We start from the raw sequence: 18,867 nt of genomic DNA on the forward strand, positions 1-18,867 counted from the left end.
ACCGGGGCGGGCTTTCCCGGCCCCCCCCGCCGCCAATCCGCCCCCGAGTGCCCACCACTGAGTAAATTAAAGTGAATTATGCGGCCAAATTCCCTGAGATTAATATTGGGGGGGCGATCGCAATGGGGCCGGCCGCACGCCGCGGCGGGCCCGGCGGGCCGAGCCCGCCGAGGGAGCCCCGAGCCCGGGACCGCTCGACGATGAGCGTTCGACCAGAGCGACCGGGAGGGCCCGGCGCGGACGCCCCCCCCCGCGACGACCCCCGTCCCCGACCCCGACGTCGAAGACCCGCCCGGCCCTCGAGCCTGGTCGTCTGGGCGGTCGGGGCCCTGCTGCTCGCCCTGCCCGGCTGCTCCGGGAGGGACGGGGCGGCCGGGGGAGGCCCGGCGGCGTCCCCGCCCCCCCCGCCCTCGCCCCCGGGCTCGACCGACGGGCCGACGGGGGGGGTCGAGGGGGCCGGCGACGCCTCCGGGACGGTCGTCGAGGAGCCCAAAGCGGTCCCGCCGCCCGGAGTCGGGCGGCCGGCGGCCGGCCCCACACTCCACCCACCGGGGCTTCCCATGACCTTCTCCGACCCGGGCGCGTCGCCCGATCCCCTGCTCTGGCTCCGCGCCGACCGCGGGGTCACCGGCGGCAGCGCCGCCCACTGGGACGGCACGACCGATACCCAGCTCTCCGCCGCGAATCAGAACAACCTGAAGACCGGCGACGTCGACTTCGGCTTCGCCTGCTGGGTGCGGGTCAATTCCCGGCCGACGCAGTCGGACCTGGATCGCGGCGAGACGCACGTCGCCGGCAAGTGGGGGCACAAGTCCGACCCCCTGAGCGAGTGGCTGCTCTGCCTGAACTCGCCCTCGGGGCCGGACCAGTTCCGCTTCCTCGTCTACGGCGAGTCGCCCCGCCGCCTGGTCCCCGGGCCGCACTCGGCGTTGCCCGGGGGCATCCAGGTGGGGCGCTGGTACTTCGTGGTCGCCTGGCACGACTCGGTCACCAACACGCTGAACCTCAGCGTCGACGGCGAGCGATCGGCGCCGGTCCCGCACTCGGGGGGGGTGCGGTCCGACTGGCTGCCGTTCCACCTGGGAAAGGTCCAGTGGCGGGACGGGTTCCCGGCGATCAGCATGTCCCGGGCGGCCTTCTTCAAGAACCCGCCCGGCGGCATCGCCGGGACCATCGACGAGACCATCGCCACGCTCTACGCCGGGGGGGTCGGCGCCGACGCCCGGGAGGTCGCGCCGGCCCGGCTCCGGCAGTGGGGGCTGCAGAATTACTGGCCGCTCGAGGAGGCCGGGGGCGTCCGGGGGGACATCTGGGGGGGGATCACGTTGGCCGACCCCTCGGGCGTCGGCTCGACGCTCTCGCCGCTGTCCCGGCCGGCGGGGGACATGCAGGCCGTCTCGGGGTGGGCGGACGAGTCCTCCGGTCGGGCCTTCCGGTACGTCGGCCCGTCCGGCGGGTTGTCGTGGCGGGGGGATTTCACCCGGGTGGTCTCCACCGCCACGGGCAGCCGCCTGGAGCACGACGGTCTGGTGCTGTCGGGGCGGCCGAGCTGGACGATGAGCCTGGCCTCGGCGACCCGTTTCGACCGCGCCTTCGGCCTCTACGGCGAGTCGGCCGGCCCGTCGGACGACGACTACCTCGAGATCCGAGTCGACCACGACGGGGTGCCGGAGCTGGCCATCCGGGCGCCGGGCGGCCCCGAGGTGGTGGCCCGGGCGTCCGAGGCGCTGGCCGGCCGCCGGGCGGCGACGGCCGTCGAGATCCAAACGGTGCCTGACCCCGGCGACGGCATCGTCCGCGTGCGATGCCGGGTCGACGTGGGAGACGGCCACCCCTTCGCCAACGGCGACCGGGTCCGGGTCCGGGGCCTGGGGCCGCCCTATGACGGGTACCACCCGGTGGCCCTCGCCACGCCGACCGAGATCCGGTACGTCGTCGAGGGCCCGATGTCGGCGCCGGCCCTCGCCGGGGCGAGGCGGCTGCCGGGCGCCTCCTCCTCGGCCGGCCACACGCTCGACCGCCGGCTGCCGGTCGCCTGGGCGGGGACCGAGTGGTCGGTCGCCGGCTGGGTGCGCAAGGCGGACGACTCGAGGGACGGGGTGGCCGGCGGGTCGGGCGTCTTCGCGGCCAAGGATGGCGCCGACGCGCGGCTCTCGTCGACCCGGCCGCACATCGTGCACTCCGGGGGCGGCTCGCCGGGGGCCTACCGGCTGTCCCTGCCCGGCGGCCCGGCGGCCGACTTCGGCCCGGCGCCGAAGGACGCGTGGGTCCACCTGGCGGCGGTGCGTTCGGGGGGCGCGATCACGCTGTATTACGACGGCGTCGCGGCCGGCTCGATCGACGTGTCGGGCAACCCGGCGATGGGATCGACCTTCACGGGATTCGGCTTCGGCGTCGCCCCCGACCTGGGGGCGTCGCTCCCCTGCCTGCTGGACAACTGGGGGATCTGGATGGGCCGGGCCCTCACGGGCGCCGAGGTCTCGGCGCTGCACGGCGGGGGTTCGGCGCCGGCGTACGGCGGGCTGGCGGCGGGCCTGGCGGCCGGGCTGTCGGCCTGGTACGACTTCGACGAGGTCTCCGGCGCGGGCGAGGACGCCACGGGCCACGGGCACCGGCTGGTCGAGCGCGGGCTGGTGCCGGCGGGCGAGGGGGTCGGCGGGGGCATCCCGTTCGCATCGGCGAGCACCTCGGGGCTGGTGGTCGGCTCGGGGCGCACGCTCATCGCGGATGGCATCCCCAGCGAGGCCGGCACCGGCAGCGAATACCTGCGCCACGTGCTCACCGTCCGTCGGGACGGGGGGACGGTCTCCTTCTTCCGGGACGGGGTGCCGATCGGCTCGTCGGCGATCGACCCGGGCCTGGTCGGCCCGGCCTCGGGGACGTCCCGCCTGCTGAGCCCCGGGGACCGGCTGCCGGCCCCCCACGGGTCGGTCGACCACGTGGTGGCGTCGGGGGCGGCGATGGCCGACGACCAGGTGGCCGCCCTGGCGATCCGGCTGTCGGTCCGGACGAACCGGACCTCGGGGGTCGGGCCGCTGGCGGTCCTGTTCGACGCCACGCAGGTGGCCCAGGTCGACCGGATGGCGATGCAGGATTACTACTACCTCTGGGCCTTCACCCGGGCCGGCGAGGCCGCCCTGCACGACGGGTCGACGGCCCCCTGGAGGGGCCAGGCCTACGCCCGGTCCACCGGCTTCTTCGTCTCCCAGGTCTTCGAGGAGGAGGGGAGCTATGACGCCCACCTGGCCGTGGTCACCCCGCCCTACGACCGTCAGGGCCGGCCGCAGCCGCAGTCCTGCCTGTTCGCCGGCAAGGTCGCGACGGTCGACGTGACGCCCTGGCCGGAGACGACGATCACCTACTACGTCTCCTCCACGCACCCGGCGCGGGGCGACTCCAACGAGGGGACCTCGCCCGACGCCCCGCTCGAGACGGTGGTCAAGGCGATCGCCAAGGTGGACCGGCCCAACGTCCGGATCCTGCTGAGGAGGGGGGATCGGTTCCCGATCCGGACGTCCCTGAACCTCTCCTACGTGACCGGCCCGCTGCTGCTGGGCTCCTACGGAGATCCGGACGCCGACCGGCCGACGCTCGTCGCCTCGACCCGGGCGGAGTTCGCGGGCTCGCCGGCCTCCATCCCGTTCAACGACATCTACGACGTCCGGATCTCGGGCCTGATGATCCAGGACACGGGGATCTACGACCAGTCCTCGCCCGAGTACTGCAAGCTCGTCTTCTCGGGGAGCAACGCCCGGCTGCTGCTGGTGCACGACTTCGAGAACCGGGGCACGCACCGCTTCCTCTCGATGGACTACACGAGCCGGGCGCTGGTGATCGACCGGTGTCGCCTCGCCTCGGCGGGGGACTACCTGGTCATCGGCAGCGCCGCCCACGCGATGGCCGTCACCCGGTGCGAGTTCGAGGCGAATCCGGAGCTCCACTTCTTCCGCTACCAGAATAGCCTGCGGACGCAGATGACCCACTGCACCCGGAATTCGGGGCGGTACATCTACGGCGCGGGCAAGTCGTGGAAGAACCTGAGGTGGGAGACCCGGTTCAGCGTCGTCACCGACACCTACGGCGACCTGCTCGGCTACAGCGCGTTCGGCAACGACCGGATGGGGCCGGCCTGGGCGGTGGTCGAGCGGAACCGCCTGCGAAGCCTGAGCGGCCAGGGGGACCAGATCACGATCCGGGACAACGACTTCTCCGTGCCCAACGCGTCGGTGGCGATGCACAACGGGGACTCCATCCTTGCGGACAAGTCCGAGAATTGGCGCTACTACGGCAACCGCCTGATCCAGGGGGCCAGCTTCCATTCCGATGCGGGGACCCGGCCGCTGGTCAACGAGGGCAACGAGCCGCTCGGGGTGGGCACGATGGCGGCCCCGGCGATCGGGATGGCCGTGGCGGCCCCCGACGCGGCGATCCTGGCGGCCGAAGGCCCCGGGGCCGGGCCGGAGCCGCTGCGCTTCCGGTGGATGCGACGCCGGGCCGGGGGCGCCGGGCCGTTCGAGCCGCTGGCCGGGCAGACGGCCTCGGCCGTGCTCGACCTGCCCGGGGGGCCGGGGGCTTACGAGTACCGGCTCGACGTGGTCGGCGAGTCGGGGGCGGAGGCCCTCGGCAGCCGGGTCGTGACGCTGGAGATCCCCACCGGCCGCCCCGAGCAGGGCTACGACCTGGTCGCGCCGAGCCCGCCGGCCGGCCTGGCCGGCCGGCCGTCGGACCCCTTCGCCGTCTCGCTCCGGCCGGGCGTCGACCCGGGGGGCCCGGTCTCCGTCGTCCCCTCCAGCGACGGCCCCGGCCGGTTCGACCCGCCCGGGGTCACCCTGTCGGTCGGCGCCCCCTCGGCGACCTTCCGCTACATCCCCGACCCCGACGGCCTCGGGGCCGTGAGGATCTCGACAACCAACGACGCCGGGCTGGTCGACCCCCCGGCGGTGACCTTCTCGGCCACGACCGTCATCGTCCCGCCGCCGGCCGAGCCCACGACCCCCGTGGCCCGGCCGGTCGACCTGGAGCCGCCGGACGTCGTGCCGCCGGCCAGGATGCCCGCCCCCGGCCTCGTCCCCCGGCCCCCGGCGCTCGAGCCGGGCCTCGCCGGCCGGGGCCTCCCGGCCGAGTCGTCGGGAGGGCCGGCCGCCTCGCCGTTCCCGGTCCTCTCGGGCCGGTCGCTGGCCGCCCCGCCGCTGGATCGGGGCTCCTGATCGAAGGGGGAGGGGACGGCCTCCCCTTCCCTCCCCCGGCGCCCCCGGCAATGTCCGGGGGCCGTCTCCCGGGGCCGGTCCGGGATGACGACCGGACGAGATCCAACCCTCTCCAATGCGTTTTCGTTCATAATTGCGTGGTTTGCCCCAATAACGCACTTCGGGGCTGTGCCGGGAGGAACATGCGGTGGCGTGATGAATCTGCCGATGGGTCATGCGATACTCCGGGTAGCCCGTCGGGACCACACGCCGTCACCCCCGGGGAGGGGGCGGACGGCCCGGTCCGCCGACGCCGATCGGGAACGCGCCATGGCCGCCAGCGATCGCGACCTGCTCTTCGGCCTGCTCGCCCTCCAGAACGGCTTGATCGACCAGGTGCAGCTCGTCGGGGCATTCCAGGCCTGGACCCGGGACCGGGGCCGCGCGCTCGACGACCACCTCGTCGCCCTCGGCCACCTCGAGGCCGACGCGCGCGACGGCGTCGCGGCCATGTTGGTCCTGCACCTGAAGAAGAACGGCGGCGATACCGAGCGGAGCCTCGCGTCGCTGCCCGCAGGCCGATCGACCCGCGATCGGCTCGCGGCCCTGGCCGACCCCGAGCTGACCGGCTCAGTCGCCCGGATCGGCGGCGCGTCGGACGCCACCGAGGAGGGCGAGGGCGACGCCGGGCGCACGACCACCTACTCCGTCGGGACCGCGACCTCCGAGGGACAGCGGTTCCGCATCCTCCGGCCGCACGCCAGGGGTGGCCTGGGGGCCGTCTTCGTGGCGCTGGACGACGAGCTGCATCGCGAGGTGGCCCTCAAGAAGATCCTCGACGGCCACGCCGACGACCCGACCAGCCGGGCCCGGTTCCTGGCCGAGGCGGAGATCACCGGGGGCCTGGAACACCCGGGCATCGTCCCGGTCTACGGCCTGGGGTCCTTCGACGACGGCCGGCCCTACTACGCGATGCGGTTCATCCGCGGCGACTCGCTGAAGGAGGCCATCGGGCGGTTCCACGGGGACGAGTCAATCCGGCGCGACCCGGGCCGGAGATCGCTGGAGCTGCGCAAGCTGCTGAGGCGGTTCCTGGACGTCTGCAACGCGATCGAATACGCCCACGCCCGCGGGGTGCTGCACCGCGACATCAAGCCGGGCAACGTCATCGTCGGCCGGCACGGCGAGACGCTGGTGGTCGACTGGGGGCTGGCCAAGGCGTCGGGCCACGCCGACCTCGACGCGGCGGCCGGAGAGCGGCCGCTGGTGCCCAGCTCGGCCAGCGGATCGGCCGAGACCCTGCCCGGCTCGGCCCTGGGGACGCCGGCCTACATGAGCCCCGAGCAGGCCCGGGGCGACCTGAGTTCCCTCGGCCCGGCCAGCGACGTGTACAGCCTCGGCGCCACGCTCTACTGCCTGCTGACCGGCAAGCCGCCGTTCGAGGGCGACGACGTCGGCGCCGTGCTCCGGGCGGTGGATCGGGGCGAGCTTCGGCCCCCCCGCCAGCACGACCCGGCGATCGACCCGGCGCTGGAGGCGATCTGCCTGAAGGCGATGGCCACCCGGCCGGAGGGCCGCTACCCGAGGGCGCGGGCCCTGGCCGAGGATGTTGAACGTTGGATGGCCGACGAGCCGAACTCGTCCTATCGTGACCCGCCCCTGCGGCGCGCGGGCCGGTGGGCGCGTCGGCATCGGCCGCTGGTCGCTGGGGCGGCGGCGCTGCTCGTCTCGGCGGTGGCCGGGCTGTCGGTCGGGGCGGCGCTGATCGACCGCGAGCGATCGAAGGCCGAGGCGAATTTCCGACAGGCCCGCGCCGCGGTGGACGAGTACTTCACCACGGTGAGCGAGAGCACCCTGCTCAACGTGCCCGGCCTGCAGCCCCTCCGCAAGGAGCTGCTCGACGCGGCCCGACGCTACTATCGTGACTTCCTCCGCGAGCGCGGCGACGACCCGGCCGTCCGGGCCGAGGCCGCATCGGCCTCCTTCCGCGTCGGCTGGATCAGCCAGGGACTCGGCGAGCCGGAGGAGGCGGCGGGGCCTTATCGGATCGCCGCCGACCTCTACGAGCAATTGGCCCGGGACCATCCCGACAACGTCGAGTACCGCCGCCTGCTGGCCATCGCCCACGGCGCCCAGGGCCTGTTGGCGGGGGACGACGAGCGGACGGACGAGGCGATGGCGGCCCACCGCAAGGCCCTGGAGATCCGCAAGGCGATCGCGAAGGAGCGCCCGGACGACGCCCTCGCCCTGATCGACGTGGCGCGGACCCATCGCAATATCGGCAAGGTGCTCCGCGATACGGGCAGGCCCGACGAGGCCCTGGCCGAGTGGGATCGGGCCGTCGCGATCGCCCGGCCGCTGCTCGATCGGCCGCTGCCCCGGGCCGCCGGCCCGAACGACCTGACCGGGCGCAACGACCTGTCGGCCATCGTCCGCGAGGACCTGGGGAGCGTCCTGCTCGATCGCGCCGTGACCCTTCGCGAGTCGGGGAGGCACGCCGAGGCCCGGTCCTCCTGGGAGCAGGCCCGCGACCTCTTCGAGGGGCTCTGCGGCGAACAGCCCGGCAACCTGGCGCTCCGCTCCCGGCTGGCGGACTGCTACGCAGACGGCTATTCGCTGGAGTACGACCAGGGCCGCCTCGAGGACGCGCTCGGCTTCATGCGGCGTGCCCTGAAGCTCCGCGAGGCGATGGCCGTCGCCAACCCATCGATCCCCGTGTATCGCCGCGCGTGGGCGGAGGACCTGGTGTCGCTCGGCTGGGTGCTGCGGCTGCTCGGCCGAGAGGCCGAATCCCTGGAGGCCTACCGCAAGGCGACCGACCTGGCCGAGGCGCTGCTCGCCGAGGAGGAGGGGGACGCGTACACCACGAACCTGCTGGCCAAGTCCCTCAACCAGCGTGCCACCATCCTCGCCCTCGCGGGCCGGGCGGCCGAGGCGTTGCCGCTGGCGCGTCGGGCCGTGGAGGTCATGGATCCGATCGTCCGCGAGCAGCCCGAGCGGATCTTCCACGTTAGCACGCTCGGCAACGCGCTCCGCGGCCTGGGCCGCGTGGAGGACGCCGTCGGCGACCCGATCGCGGCCCTCGCGGCCTTCGAGCGGGCGGTCGCGGTCGACCGATCGCTGGCCGACCGGTACCCCGCCTGCCGGTACAACCTGGCGTGCAGCCTGGCCCTGATCGTGCCGCTCGCCGACCCGGGCTGCCGCGAGGCCCAGGCCCTCCGGGCGATGGCGGCCCTGAGGCAGGCCCGGGGCGCCGGCTATTCGAACCTCGCGAACATGAAGGCCGACCCCGACCTCGACCCCCTCCGCGACCGCGAGGACTTCCAGCACTTCCTGCTCAACATGGCCTTCCCCGCCGACCCGTTCGCCCGTGGTCGTTGACGGGCTCAGCCAGTCCCGCACGACCTGACGGACCCGAGCCGACCGCGCCTTCCGCCTGCAAAGGCGCAGGAGAGGTCCACGCTCCCCGAACTTCCCGAGGTTACCCGGCTGCGACTCCAGGACCGACTCCGCCCGTTAACGGGGACGTGAACCGGAGCGGTATGCGTCGGGAAGCGCGGGTTATGCGTCCCTCGTGACCCTTGGCGAATCGATCGGGACGGGAGACGACACGGCAATCCGTCAACGGACGCCGGTACTTGGACGGCTGCGATCCCAGGCCCGGCTCGACGACCTCGGTCCCGGGGATCACGGCCCGGCCGGGCCTCCCGGGCCGGGGAGGCGGTAGAGCCCCAGCGTCACGCCGGGCCACCGGCGTTCGTCGAGCCGGTTGGCCGAGGCTCCCAGGGCCGATCGGAGGGAGCGGGACGGGTCGACCTCCCACTCCCGGTACTCCAGCAGCCAGGCCCGGCGCGGGGGACCTCCGGCCAGCCGGTCGAGGTCCTCGGCGGCCTTGGGGACCTCGCCGGGTTGGTCGGCGACCACCGCCCCGGGCGGGCAGGGGAAGCCGTAGTAGTCCAGGGTCGGGATCGATCGGCCGTTGGCGATCACCATCAGGTCCCCCTCCTCGAAGGCGCCGTCCAGGAACGAGGCGGCGGACCGGAGGTCCTCCTTGGCGTACCGGGGGGACTCGTACCAGTTCCAGAGCGACCAGGACGAGACGAGGGCCAGGCCCGCCACCCCGACCGCCGCCAGGGCCGACCGCCGGGCCGAGGCGATCGCCCCTCCCAGGATCAGGGCCGCCGCCGGGTAGCAGGCCGCGGCATACCGGGCGTTGTAGCTGAGGTTGTCCTTCACCTGGGTCGCCAGGATCGCCAGGGCCACCGGCCCGACCGCCCAGGCCAGGCACCAGGCCCCGGCCCGGCGGTCACCCTCCCGGAGCAAGCGACGCAGGCCCGCCAGCCCGGCGGCGGCCGTCGCCAGCCCGACCATGGCAATCTCCGCCACGTGGGACCGCAATGCCGCCGAGGGGCCGTCGAGCTGCAGCTCCCGGACCGAGGGGCCGAGCGAGAAGCCGGCCGAGAAGGTGAAGTACGTGTACGGCATCCAGAGCAGGGCCATCGGCTTGGACGACCCGGCCTGGCCGATCCGGTCGGCCGTCAGCAACAGCCAGGGCACGAAGGCCAGGGCGGCGACGAGCTGGGTCGCGGCCCAGATCCAGGGCCGCCGGTCCCTCGGCCCGAGCACGGCCAGCAGGAACAGGCCGAAGGTCGCCGAGAGCAAGGCCATGTAGTGGTGCACATACAGGCCGACGGCCGTCGTCAAGGCCATCGCCGCCCACCCCCAGAAGCTGGGCCGTCCCGCCGCCGCCGGCCAGCAGACGTAGACGAAGGCGGCCGACGCCAGGATCCAGTGGGCGTACATCCGGGCATCCTGGGCGTACCAGACGGCGAATGGGGAGACGGCCATCACCCCGGCCGACGCCAGGGCGATCGGCGGCGACCGGAAGAGCCGGATCCCCAGCGCGAACATCATCGGCACCGTCAGGGTCCCGGCGACCGCCGTCGGCACGCGGAGCCAGGACGGCGAGTCGCCGCCGAGGCCCGTCGACAGCCAGGCCAGCCAGTAGCCGAGCGGCGCCGAGTGGTCGAGCCGGGAGACGGCCAGCGGCCCCTCCAACCTCGCCAGCCGGGCCGCGTTGACGACGAAGGTCTCGTCCATCCAGATCGACTGGGCGTCGAGCCGGTAGAACCGGGCCAGCGCCCCCAGGGCCGTCAGGCCGATCAGCCCCCACCACGCCGCCGGCCCGATCCTCCCCTCGGTGCCGGCCGGGGAGGGGGAAGAGGAGGTCGGCTCGGTCGTCGCTTCGGCCATGTCGGGGCCCGTTCAGGGGTTGAGACGCGGCCCGCCGGCACCGGCCGGCGGGCTCGACCGGACCACCCTACAACGTCGGCCGAGGCCCGGTCAAATCGCCCCGGCCCGCCCGCCGCCCGCCGCCGATCAGGCGGGCGAAGGGGCGGGGATCGGCACCGGATCGGCCTCGACCCCTCCGAGCCTCGTCTCCCGGATCTCGGCCGCCTCCTGGTAGCACTCGTAGTCGGTGTTGATCGACCAGAGGTCGTGGCGGGTGCCCGACCGGAGGTTCTCGGCGGCCAGGATCCCCATCAGGAGGCTGTGGTCCTGGTTGTTGTACTTGAACGAGCCGTACCGGCCGATCGGCGTCAGTCCGGAGAAGCCCGACAGGTAGGAGGTGACGGCCGACAGGTGGTCCTTGTACCCCATCCGGTAGACCGGGTAGCAGCGGGGGACCCGGACGACGTCGCCGTCGAGGATCCGGGCGTCGCCGATCAGTCCGGTCGCGCGGAGCTCACGGACGGCCCGGGCGACCTGGGCCTCCTCGTGCTCGGCCCAGAGGGGATCCTCGTCGTCGCACCAGTACTCCAGCGCGAGGATCGAGGACCCCGCCCCGCCGTGGAGTTCCGGCACCCAGTTGCGGAAGTTGGTCAGGCGGCCGGCCATCAGCTCCGGCGAGTGGATGTAGAGCCACTGGTCCGGGAACAGGTCGGTCCCCTCGACGTTGAGGTAGACGAGCACCGTGTTGCGGAACCGGAGCGAGTCGACGGCCCGGGAGACGGCCTCGGGGGCCTCCCCCAGGCCCCGGACCAGCAGGGTCAGCGGCATGGTCGAGATGACGTGGTCGAAGCCGACCCGGTCGCCGTCGGCCAGCTCCAGGCCCCGGACGCTCCCCTCCTGGTGGAGGACCCGGCGGACCCGGGCGCCGAGGTGGACCCGGCCGCCGGCCTCCCGGACGGCGTCGGCCATCCGCTCGTAGATCATCCCCGTGCCGCCGAGGGGGTAGGCGAAGCGGTCGACCAGCGTCTTGTGCCCCGCCCCCCCCAGGCCGATGGCCTTCTTGGCCGCCTCGCCGAGCGAGAACTTCTTGATCCGCTGGGCGGCGAAATCCTCGTCCAGGTCCGAGCAGGGGATCCCCCACAGTTTCTCGCTGTACGACCGGAAGAACATCTCGAAGAGCCGACGGCCGAACCGGCCAACGACCCAGGACTCGAAGGTCCCGCCGGACCCCTCGGGGAAGGAGGGATTCACCTGTTCCTTCAGGTAGCTGAGCATGCAGCGGGAGGCCTCGACCACCCCCATCTTCCGGAGGGCGTCGGCGGGCTCGAGCGGGTATCGGTAGTAGCGCCCGCCGTAGTAGATGCGGGTCAAGCGGTCGACCATCCGGTAGTCCCGGCCGGCGACCTCCATCCAGAGGGCGTTCACCCTCGGGTCGGTGCTGAAGAAGCGGTGCGGCCCGAGGTCGACGGTCTGCCCCCAGAGGCGGAAGGACCGGGCCATCCCCCCGACCTGACCGGACGACTCGAAGACCTCGACGTCCTCGCCCGACCCGGCCAGCCGGTAGGCGGCCGCCAGGCCGGCGGGGCCGGCCCCGATCACTGCGACTCTCATTGGCGCGCTCCGATCTGATGACGGTCGTCGTCGTCGATGCCGACCCCGGCGGGGTCAGCCGCCTCGCCCGGGGCCGCCGGCTCGGGGGCCCCCGCCCGCGACGAGCCCGGCGGCCCGGCCTCGCACAAATTCGCAATCGTAGATGTACCACCGCCCGTTCCCGGCGGCGTACCAGCCCGGGTAGCCCGCGCGGGCGACCACCAGGTCCAGCCCCTCGTCGCCGCAGAGGCGGACGAGATCCCCCAGCGTCGGGGGGTCGGGGTCCTCGCCGATCCGGAAGTAGCGGGCGACCTTCTCCAGGTCGTCGTCCCGGGTGATCATCTTCTGATTCGTGAGCTCGTACATCTCGAACGGCGCCACCAGGTCGGCCCGGCGCCTCGCCTCGATGGCCGTCCCCCGGCGGAAGGCGACGCCGGCCGACTGGTAGTAGGCCGAGTACGAGTCGACCCCCAGCTCGAACCAGAGGTCGGTCAGCCGGTCGGGCCAGTAGACCGTCGGCACGCCGGGGCGATCGGTCGGGTGCCGGGCCAGGTAGCCGGAGACGAGCCGGAGGTCGGCCTCCCGGCGTCGGTCCCGGTCGCCGATCGGCTGCCGGTCGGAGATGGCCAGGCCGCCCAGCTGGGCCGCGAGGAAGATCGCCAGCGCGGCGGCCCGGTATCCCCCCCCCGTCCCCAGCGTCGCCGCCAGGCCCGAGCCGGCCGCGACGACCAGCAACCCCCGGGCGAGGGGGTCGATCGGGGCCAGGGCGATCGCCGCGATCGCGTCCAGGTCGACCAGGGCGGCGAACGCGCCCCACATGCCGGACAGGCAGGCGTACATCCAGGCCATCCGGACGGCGGCGGCCGTCGCGATGCCGGCCGAGGCCGCCTTCCACGCCCACTCCGGATCCCTGGGCCGCGTGCCGGCCCGCCGGAGCACCACCGCGGCGAGGGTCGAGACGGCCAGCAGCAGGGCGAGGTCGGCCGGGCTCGGCGCCCGGGTCGTCAGGGCGCCGACCAGCAGCACGGCCCCCAGCCGGCCCCGTGGGCCCCGGCCCCACCAGGCCCGGGCCAGCACCATCGCCAGGGGGAGGCGGAGCAGTTCCAGGGGCCAGAGGGCCCGGAACGGCTGCCCCTGCAGCAGCAGGGCATAGGGCCGGGTGCCGGCCAGCAGCGACCCGAGCATCCCCGCCGCCGAGGCGACCGCCACCGCGAGCAGCAGGTCGGCCGACCGTCGGTCGGCCGAGAGCAGGCGACGGCCCGCCAGCAGGATCGAGAGCGAGGCGAGTAGCCGGAGCCAGTCGGCCGGATCCCAGGCGAGGCCGACCATGTACCGGCTCCTCGACAGGACCTCGCCGTACCAGGCCGGATCCATCCCGCCGAAGATCCGGGCGCCCGGCCCCGGCAGGGCCAGGATCGCCGCCGTCGCCGCCAGCCCCAGGACGCCGACCGCGGCCGAGATCCGGGGCGGGACGACCCGGGCGGCGACGTAGGCCAGGGCGACCAGCACCCCGCCGAACCCCATGAGCGGGTGCACCGCCATCGAGGCCGCCAGCGCCGCCCCGGCCAACCCCCACCGCCCCCGGAGCAGCCGCTCCAGGCCGATCATCGCCAGGGCGACGCTCGGCAATCGGGGCGTGAGGAAGTTCTCATTGATGTGGAACGTCTCCAGGCCCCCGAGCGGCACCGCCGCCACCGCGACGGCGACCAGGCCCGCCGAGGCGACCGCCCAGTCGGGGACGATCGCCCCCACCAGGCGGATCAGGGCCCAGGAGAAGGCGACGACGCCGGCGAGGTAGACCAGGAACGAGGCCGCGTCGAGCCCCAGGGCCGAGACCAGCGGCGAGACGAGCCGGGAGTAGAGCGAGTAGTCATCCTGCGAGCCGAACTTGAGGAACAGGTCGGCGGCGTGCCGGCCCCCCGAGGCCCGGTTGGTGAGTTGGAAGCCGTAGAGGATCGCGTCGTGGTGGCGTCCCCGATACGGCTGGAAGACGGCGTTGGCCGCCAGCAGCGTCGCCAGCAGGACCGACGGCCGGTCGATCGCCCCGCCCAGCAGGCCGACCGCCCCCCGCACCTCCCCGAGGGCGTCGCCGGCGACGCCCGGGGTGTCCTCTCCCGATCCCCGGCGATCCGGCGACAGTGTGGCCTGCCCGCTCAACGGTCGGTGCCCCGCTCGAGTCCTTCCCGGTTGGATGGGCCCCCCGTGCCCGATCGCGACGGCCCTGGGGCGGTGCGACCGGCCGCGGCGGGCGTCCGCTCGAGGAGAACCCTAGGACACGATGACCGGGGCGTCTCCGATGGCCCGGACTGAACCCGCTCATCGGGCGAAGCACGACGAGGCCGGCGGCCCCGGGGCGGGGTTCGGCGGTCTGGGGCGGCCGGACTCGGCCGAGATATACTTGGAGGCCCGATCCCGCGTCGCGGACGATCGGCCCCGAATCTCCAGAGCTGATACTGGATTGAACAAATCACATACTTACTGGTGTCTCCGTGACCACGCGAGTCGTGGAGCCGGCGACACCCGTAAGAGTCAGTCCTCCGAGCAAATCGGCAAGGGCCCTGCAGACGTCTCCAGGGTGGGTTTGCTTATCGCTGCCCTCCCCGGATGAGACGCCGGCCCGGGGGGCCCGGTACCCCCATCACCGTTGAAGGACGCCTCAATGAGCTACCCGAGACTCCCGTTCCTCTTCCTACCGGTCATGAGGGCCGAGTTGCCGGGTTGGGGATGGCTGTGTCAGAAACTCCGCCTGACCTCACCGGCCCACAATTACCGGTGGAAGGACGCCCCGGTCGTGACCATGAGGGGGAAGTGGCATGGTTACCTTATGGAGCTTCGCCTGTCCTACTGGTCGGACCGGCTCACCTACTTCCTCGGTCGTTCGATCGAACTCGAGGTCCCGCTGGCGATGCGGCGGCTGCTCCGCCCGGGGGATTTATTCATCGACATCGGCGCGAACATCGGGATGATTATGCTCCAGGGGTCCCAGCTGGTCGGTCCGTCGGGTCGGGTCATCTGCTTCGAGCCCAATCCGACGTGCCTTGACCGGCTCCGGAGGCTCGCCTCCAGCAACGACCTGGAGACGCTGATGGTGCATCCAATGGCGCTCGGCTCCCGGGATGACACCCTCAAGCTCACGGTGATCGATGATGACCCCGGCATGGGGACGCTGGCCGGCGAGGGCATCCCGGCCGACAGGATCTCGGCCTCCTATGAGGTGCCCGTGAGGCGCGGGGACGACGTCTTGGCCGGACTCGACCGGCCCCCGGCCGTGATCAAGCTCGACGTCGAAGGCTTCGAATTGGAGGCCCTACAGGGACTCGATCAGACCCTCGCCTCTCATAGGCCTGCCGTCCTGATGGAGTACCATGCCGACAGCCTCATTCGGGCCGGGGCGAGCCAGTCGAAGGTTGTCGCCTTCTTCGAGGAGCGGGGCTACCTCGGATACGCCATGTCGACCCGGAGGAGGATGCGACGGCATCGCCTGGTCCTCACGCCCATCTCCGCCGAGGAGACTGGCCCGACCAACTGCGACGCCCTCTGGATCCACCGGGATGACCCGAGGCGGGATCGGATCGCACTGCTGATCGCCCGCCGATGAATCCCGGCGCCTCGGCCGTCCCACCCCGCCATTCGGTCGGCGCAGGCGCGGCCGAATATGCCCCCCGCCATCGGGGGCGGGACGCGACGAGGCCGGCGGCCCCGGGGGGGGTCGTCGGCCTCGTGCTCACATGATCGAATGTCCGGTTCGTCGAGCGACCCGGCCGTCCCGATCAGTTGGAACTCGGGTCCTTCGGGCCGACCTTGATCTGCCTCGGCCGGGCGGACTCGGCCTTGGGCAGGGTCAGTTTCAGGACGCCGTGGTCGTGCTCGGCGACCGCCCGATCGGCGTCGACCGGCACGGAGAGGGTCACCGTGCGGCGGAAGGTGCCGAGCCGGCGCTCGCGGAGGTGCCAGGTCTCGCCCTGCTGCTCCTCCTCGGCACCGGATTCGCCCTGGATTGTCAGGGTGTCGCCGTGGATGGTCACCTGGACGTCCTCGGGCCGGACCCCCGGCAGCGAGGCCCGGACCACGAAGGCCTCGGCCGTCTCCGAGATATCCAGCGGCAGCGCCAGCACGCTGGCGCCGCCCGACAGGCTGTCGGGCCTCACGAAACTCTCCTGCAGTAGGGTATTGAAGGCGTCCCGGAGGCTCACCATCTCCCGGAACGGATCCCAGCGCTCGATCGCCATCGTCGTCGCTCCCGATTTGGTCGGCCCGATCCCCGGCGCGCACCGGGGACGCCACCCCGGCCCGGGCCGTCGATTTCTCGCAACACGCCGTCGACCCGGATGCCCGGGGGCTCGACGCCCTCCCCGGGCCGACTTGATCCGGATCACCATCCCCGAGAAAAGCAATCGCCGTGCCTCTCCGGCGTGTCATATCCCAACTCAGAATCCCGATTCGACTTGGAGAAAATGCCGTCGGAGACCAGGCGGCGTGCCATGCCATATTGGCATGATTGGCCGGTCGGGCCGCCGCCCCGGGCCGATCCGACTGCCATTGTGGCACTGGACGCCGCGCCTTGACACAGATCAATGCGGTTCACCTAACATGCTTTCAGGGGGGCGCCGCCGGCCCCAATGCCTTCGGGACGTGATCGCGAGTCGCCCGAGCTCGAGGACCGAAGCGACGCGGAGCATCGCCATCGAACCCGAACGCCGAAGACCCGACCCGACCGGACCGACCGGGGCGCCCCCGAGGCTCTGGGCCGAGGGCCGGCTCCGGCTCCGCCTGACCGGGCCCGAGGGGGCCGGGACTGTGGCGATCATCGACCGGCCGTTCGCCCTGATCGGCCGATCCCCGGGGGCCGACCTGCCGGTGCCGACCCGGGACGCGAGCCTCAGGCACGTCTACCTGCACCTCGGCCCCCGGGGGGTCTTCGCCGTCGACCTGGCCAGCCGGACCGGCACCCGGTTCGACGGCGTCCCGGCCGATACGAGGTCCTGCTGGCTCGCCCCCGGCCGGGGCCTGGAGCTGGCCGGCCACCGGGTCGAGCTGCTCGAAGCCTCCCCCCCGCCGTCGACGACCCCGGCGGAGGGGGACGACCCGCTGGGCGAGGTCCCCGGGCTTTGCGGGCTGGAGCTGCTGCCCGAGGGGAGGCCCGACCACCCGGTGGCGCTGCTCTCGGAGCTGTCGTTCCTGGGCCGGAGCCGGTCGTGCGCCGTGCAGGCCGAGGGGGACGACGTGGCCCGGGTCCACGCGGTCGTCGTGCGGACGGCCCTCGGGGCCCACGTCGTCAACCTGGCCTGCCGCTCGCTGACGATCGGCGGGGAGCCGGTCGCCCCGGTCCTGGCGATCCGGGACGGAGACCTGCTGCAACTGGGCCGCTCCCGGTTCGCCGCCCGGCTCGGCCCGTCGCCCTCGGGGCGGCCGCCGTCCCGGTCGGCCGTCGGGCTGTCGAGCCCGGTGACCCTGCCCGTCCCGGACGAACCGGGGGACCGGCTCATGGCCCGGGCCCTGCAGGCGGTCCGCCAGGGGCATGACGAACTGCTCCAGTCCAACGACCAGTTCCAACGGGCGCTGCTGGCCGTCGTCCGACAACTCTATGAGGACCAAGCCGCCCTGTTCGACCGGCACATGGAGCGACTCGACCGGCTCCAGCGCGAGATCGCCGAGCTCCGGATGGAGCTCCGCGAGCGGCCCGGGCCTGAAGGCTCCCCCCCCTCCCCCTCGCAGCCGAAGGGGCTCGACGCCCCCCCCCTGGAGGCCCCCCGCGGCGGCCCTTCGGGGAAGTCGGGCCGCGCCACCTCCTGGCTGCTCGACCGCATCGGCGAGCTCGAAGAGCAGGTCGACCAGGAGTCCCGGTCCGGCTGGCGGGACTTCCTCTCCCGGCTCGGGCCCCCGCTCCGGGCCCGTGAAGACGCCTGAGCCTCCCGATCGGCCGAATCCCCAGGAGGCCCCAGGACGGGCCGGAATCCCCGGACGACCGGAACGTCGACCTCTCGCCCGGGATCGCCCCCTGCGGCCTCCTGCGGCCTCTGGCGCGGCCCGCCCGACGGCCGACCGCCCTCGCTCCTCCGGCACGGGGCGTGGATGCCCGAAAACCGGCGTCCCACTACCGATTCACCGGACACCCTCGGCGGTCCTCCCTCCAGCCCGTCGGCGACCGCCCGCACTACCGATTCACCGGACACCCTTCATCCCGGCCTCGTCGGCCGGATGTGGACGCATGTCCTGCAGATTCACCGGACACCCTCGTCCCGACTCTCCCCCGCCGCCGCCCTGCTGGACGCCCGTCCTACCGATTCACCGGACACCCTCGCCACCGATCCCGATCGCCTCCGTTCCTGGACGCATGTCCTGCAGATTCACCGGACACCCTTGAGACCGCCCGACGTGGGCGCATGTTCTACCGATTCACCGGACACCCGGCCCGACGCCCGATCCTCTGGACGCATGTCCTACAGATTCACCGGACATACTCGCCGAGGGCCCTCGCCTCTTCCGCCTTACCGATTCATCGGGCACCCTTCGGTCCCCGAGGACAGAGGCGATCCAGGATGCACCTAACGATTGACTGCCCGTACGATCCGTTTGGCCAGGAAAGAATCTGGGCGCCACTCATAAGAATTTTGGGCGCCTTTACCGATTAACCGAGCATACTTTCCCCTGCACCTAACGATTAACCGGACACCCTGGGACGTGCACCTAACGATTAACCGAGCATACTTCGAATACTTAAGTCCTTTTAGGAAAAAGACTTAAATCGACGAAGACTTTTGTTTTAAGACTTTTGTTTTAAGAACAACAACAGCGCGCGGGCGCTCGCGTACGTACGCGAGCGCGAGGGATCGGGCCGAATCCGGGCGGATCTGCCGTT

Annotated in this window: 8 protein-coding genes; 4 read left to right on the forward strand and 4 right to left on the reverse strand. The window is 72.8% G+C overall.

Going from position 1 to position 18,867, the window contains the following annotated elements; translation table 11 throughout:
- Window positions 1–560: 560 nt before the first annotated feature.
- Together ElP_RS36940 and ElP_RS36945 are read left to right on the forward strand one after the other, a co-directional pair.
- Window positions 561–5,207: a LamG domain-containing protein gene (locus ElP_RS36940; RefSeq protein WP_145279886.1), complete on the forward strand. Its 4,647-nt coding sequence runs from the start codon at window positions 561–563 to the stop codon at window positions 5,205–5,207.
- Between the two features lie 309 nt (window positions 5,208–5,516).
- Window positions 5,517–8,567, forward strand: coding sequence for a serine/threonine-protein kinase (locus ElP_RS36945; RefSeq protein WP_197447227.1), 3,051 nt, complete (start codon window positions 5,517–5,519; stop codon window positions 8,565–8,567).
- Between the two features lie 306 nt (window positions 8,568–8,873).
- Here ElP_RS36945 and ElP_RS36950 read toward each other — a convergent pair whose 3' ends face one another.
- From ElP_RS36950 to ElP_RS36960, 3 genes are all read right to left on the reverse strand, one after another.
- On the reverse strand, window positions 8,874–10,439 hold the full coding sequence (locus ElP_RS36950; protein ID WP_145279890.1) for a glycosyltransferase family 39 protein: 1,566 nt from the start codon (window positions 10,437–10,439) through the stop codon (window positions 8,874–8,876).
- Window positions 10,440–10,565: 126 nt separating this feature from the next.
- Window positions 10,566–12,029 carry an FAD-dependent oxidoreductase gene (locus ElP_RS36955; RefSeq protein ID WP_145279892.1) on the reverse strand — a complete coding sequence of 488 codons (1,464 nt, stop codon included), beginning with the start codon at window positions 12,027–12,029 and terminating at the stop codon, window positions 10,566–10,568.
- A 54-nt stretch (window positions 12,030–12,083) separates the two neighbouring features.
- The gene (locus tag ElP_RS36960; protein WP_145279894.1) at window positions 12,084–14,165 is read right to left on the reverse strand and encodes a hypothetical protein; all 2,082 of its coding nucleotides are present in this window, start codon (window positions 14,163–14,165) and stop codon (window positions 12,084–12,086) included.
- 502 nt (window positions 14,166–14,667) lie between these two features.
- Between ElP_RS36960 and ElP_RS36965 the strand changes: the two genes are divergently transcribed.
- Window positions 14,668–15,606: an FkbM family methyltransferase gene (locus ElP_RS36965; RefSeq protein ID WP_145279896.1), complete on the forward strand. Its 939-nt coding sequence runs from the start codon at window positions 14,668–14,670 to the stop codon at window positions 15,604–15,606.
- Window positions 15,607–15,778: 172 nt separating this feature from the next.
- Here ElP_RS36965 and ElP_RS36970 read toward each other — a convergent pair whose 3' ends face one another.
- Window positions 15,779–16,237: an Hsp20/alpha crystallin family protein gene (locus ElP_RS36970; protein ID WP_145279897.1), complete on the reverse strand. Its 459-nt coding sequence runs from the start codon at window positions 16,235–16,237 to the stop codon at window positions 15,779–15,781.
- 403 nt (window positions 16,238–16,640) lie between these two features.
- On the opposite strand from ElP_RS36970, the gene ElP_RS36975 reads away from it, so the two are divergent.
- The gene (locus tag ElP_RS36975; RefSeq protein WP_145279899.1) at window positions 16,641–17,915 is read left to right on the forward strand and encodes an FHA domain-containing protein; all 1,275 of its coding nucleotides are present in this window, start codon (window positions 16,641–16,643) and stop codon (window positions 17,913–17,915) included.
- The last annotated feature ends 952 nt before the right edge of the window (window positions 17,916–18,867 follow it).

The sequence above is a fragment of the Tautonia plasticadhaerens genome (assembly GCF_007752535.1).
Taxonomy (GTDB): domain Bacteria; phylum Planctomycetota; class Planctomycetia; order Isosphaerales; family Isosphaeraceae; genus Tautonia; species Tautonia plasticadhaerens.

Excerpts from the sequence above, each read along its gene's own strand:
- ElP_RS36955 (WP_145279892.1), bottom strand. The coding sequence starts at position 12,029 with ATGAGAGTCGCAGTGATCGGGGCCGGCCCCGCCGGCCTGGCGGCCGCC.
- ElP_RS36940 (WP_145279886.1), top strand. The coding sequence starts at position 561 with ATGACCTTCTCCGACCCGGGCGCGTCGCCCGATCCCCTGCTCTGGCTC.
- ElP_RS36950 (WP_145279890.1), bottom strand. The coding sequence starts at position 10,439 with ATGGCCGAAGCGACGACCGAGCCGACCTCCTCTTCCCCCTCCCCGGCC.
- ElP_RS36965 (WP_145279896.1), top strand. The coding sequence starts at position 14,668 with ATGAGCTACCCGAGACTCCCGTTCCTCTTCCTACCGGTCATGAGGGCC.
- ElP_RS36945 (WP_197447227.1), top strand. The coding sequence starts at position 5,517 with ATGGCCGCCAGCGATCGCGACCTGCTCTTCGGCCTGCTCGCCCTCCAG.
- ElP_RS36970 (WP_145279897.1), bottom strand. The coding sequence starts at position 16,237 with ATGGCGATCGAGCGCTGGGATCCGTTCCGGGAGATGGTGAGCCTCCGG.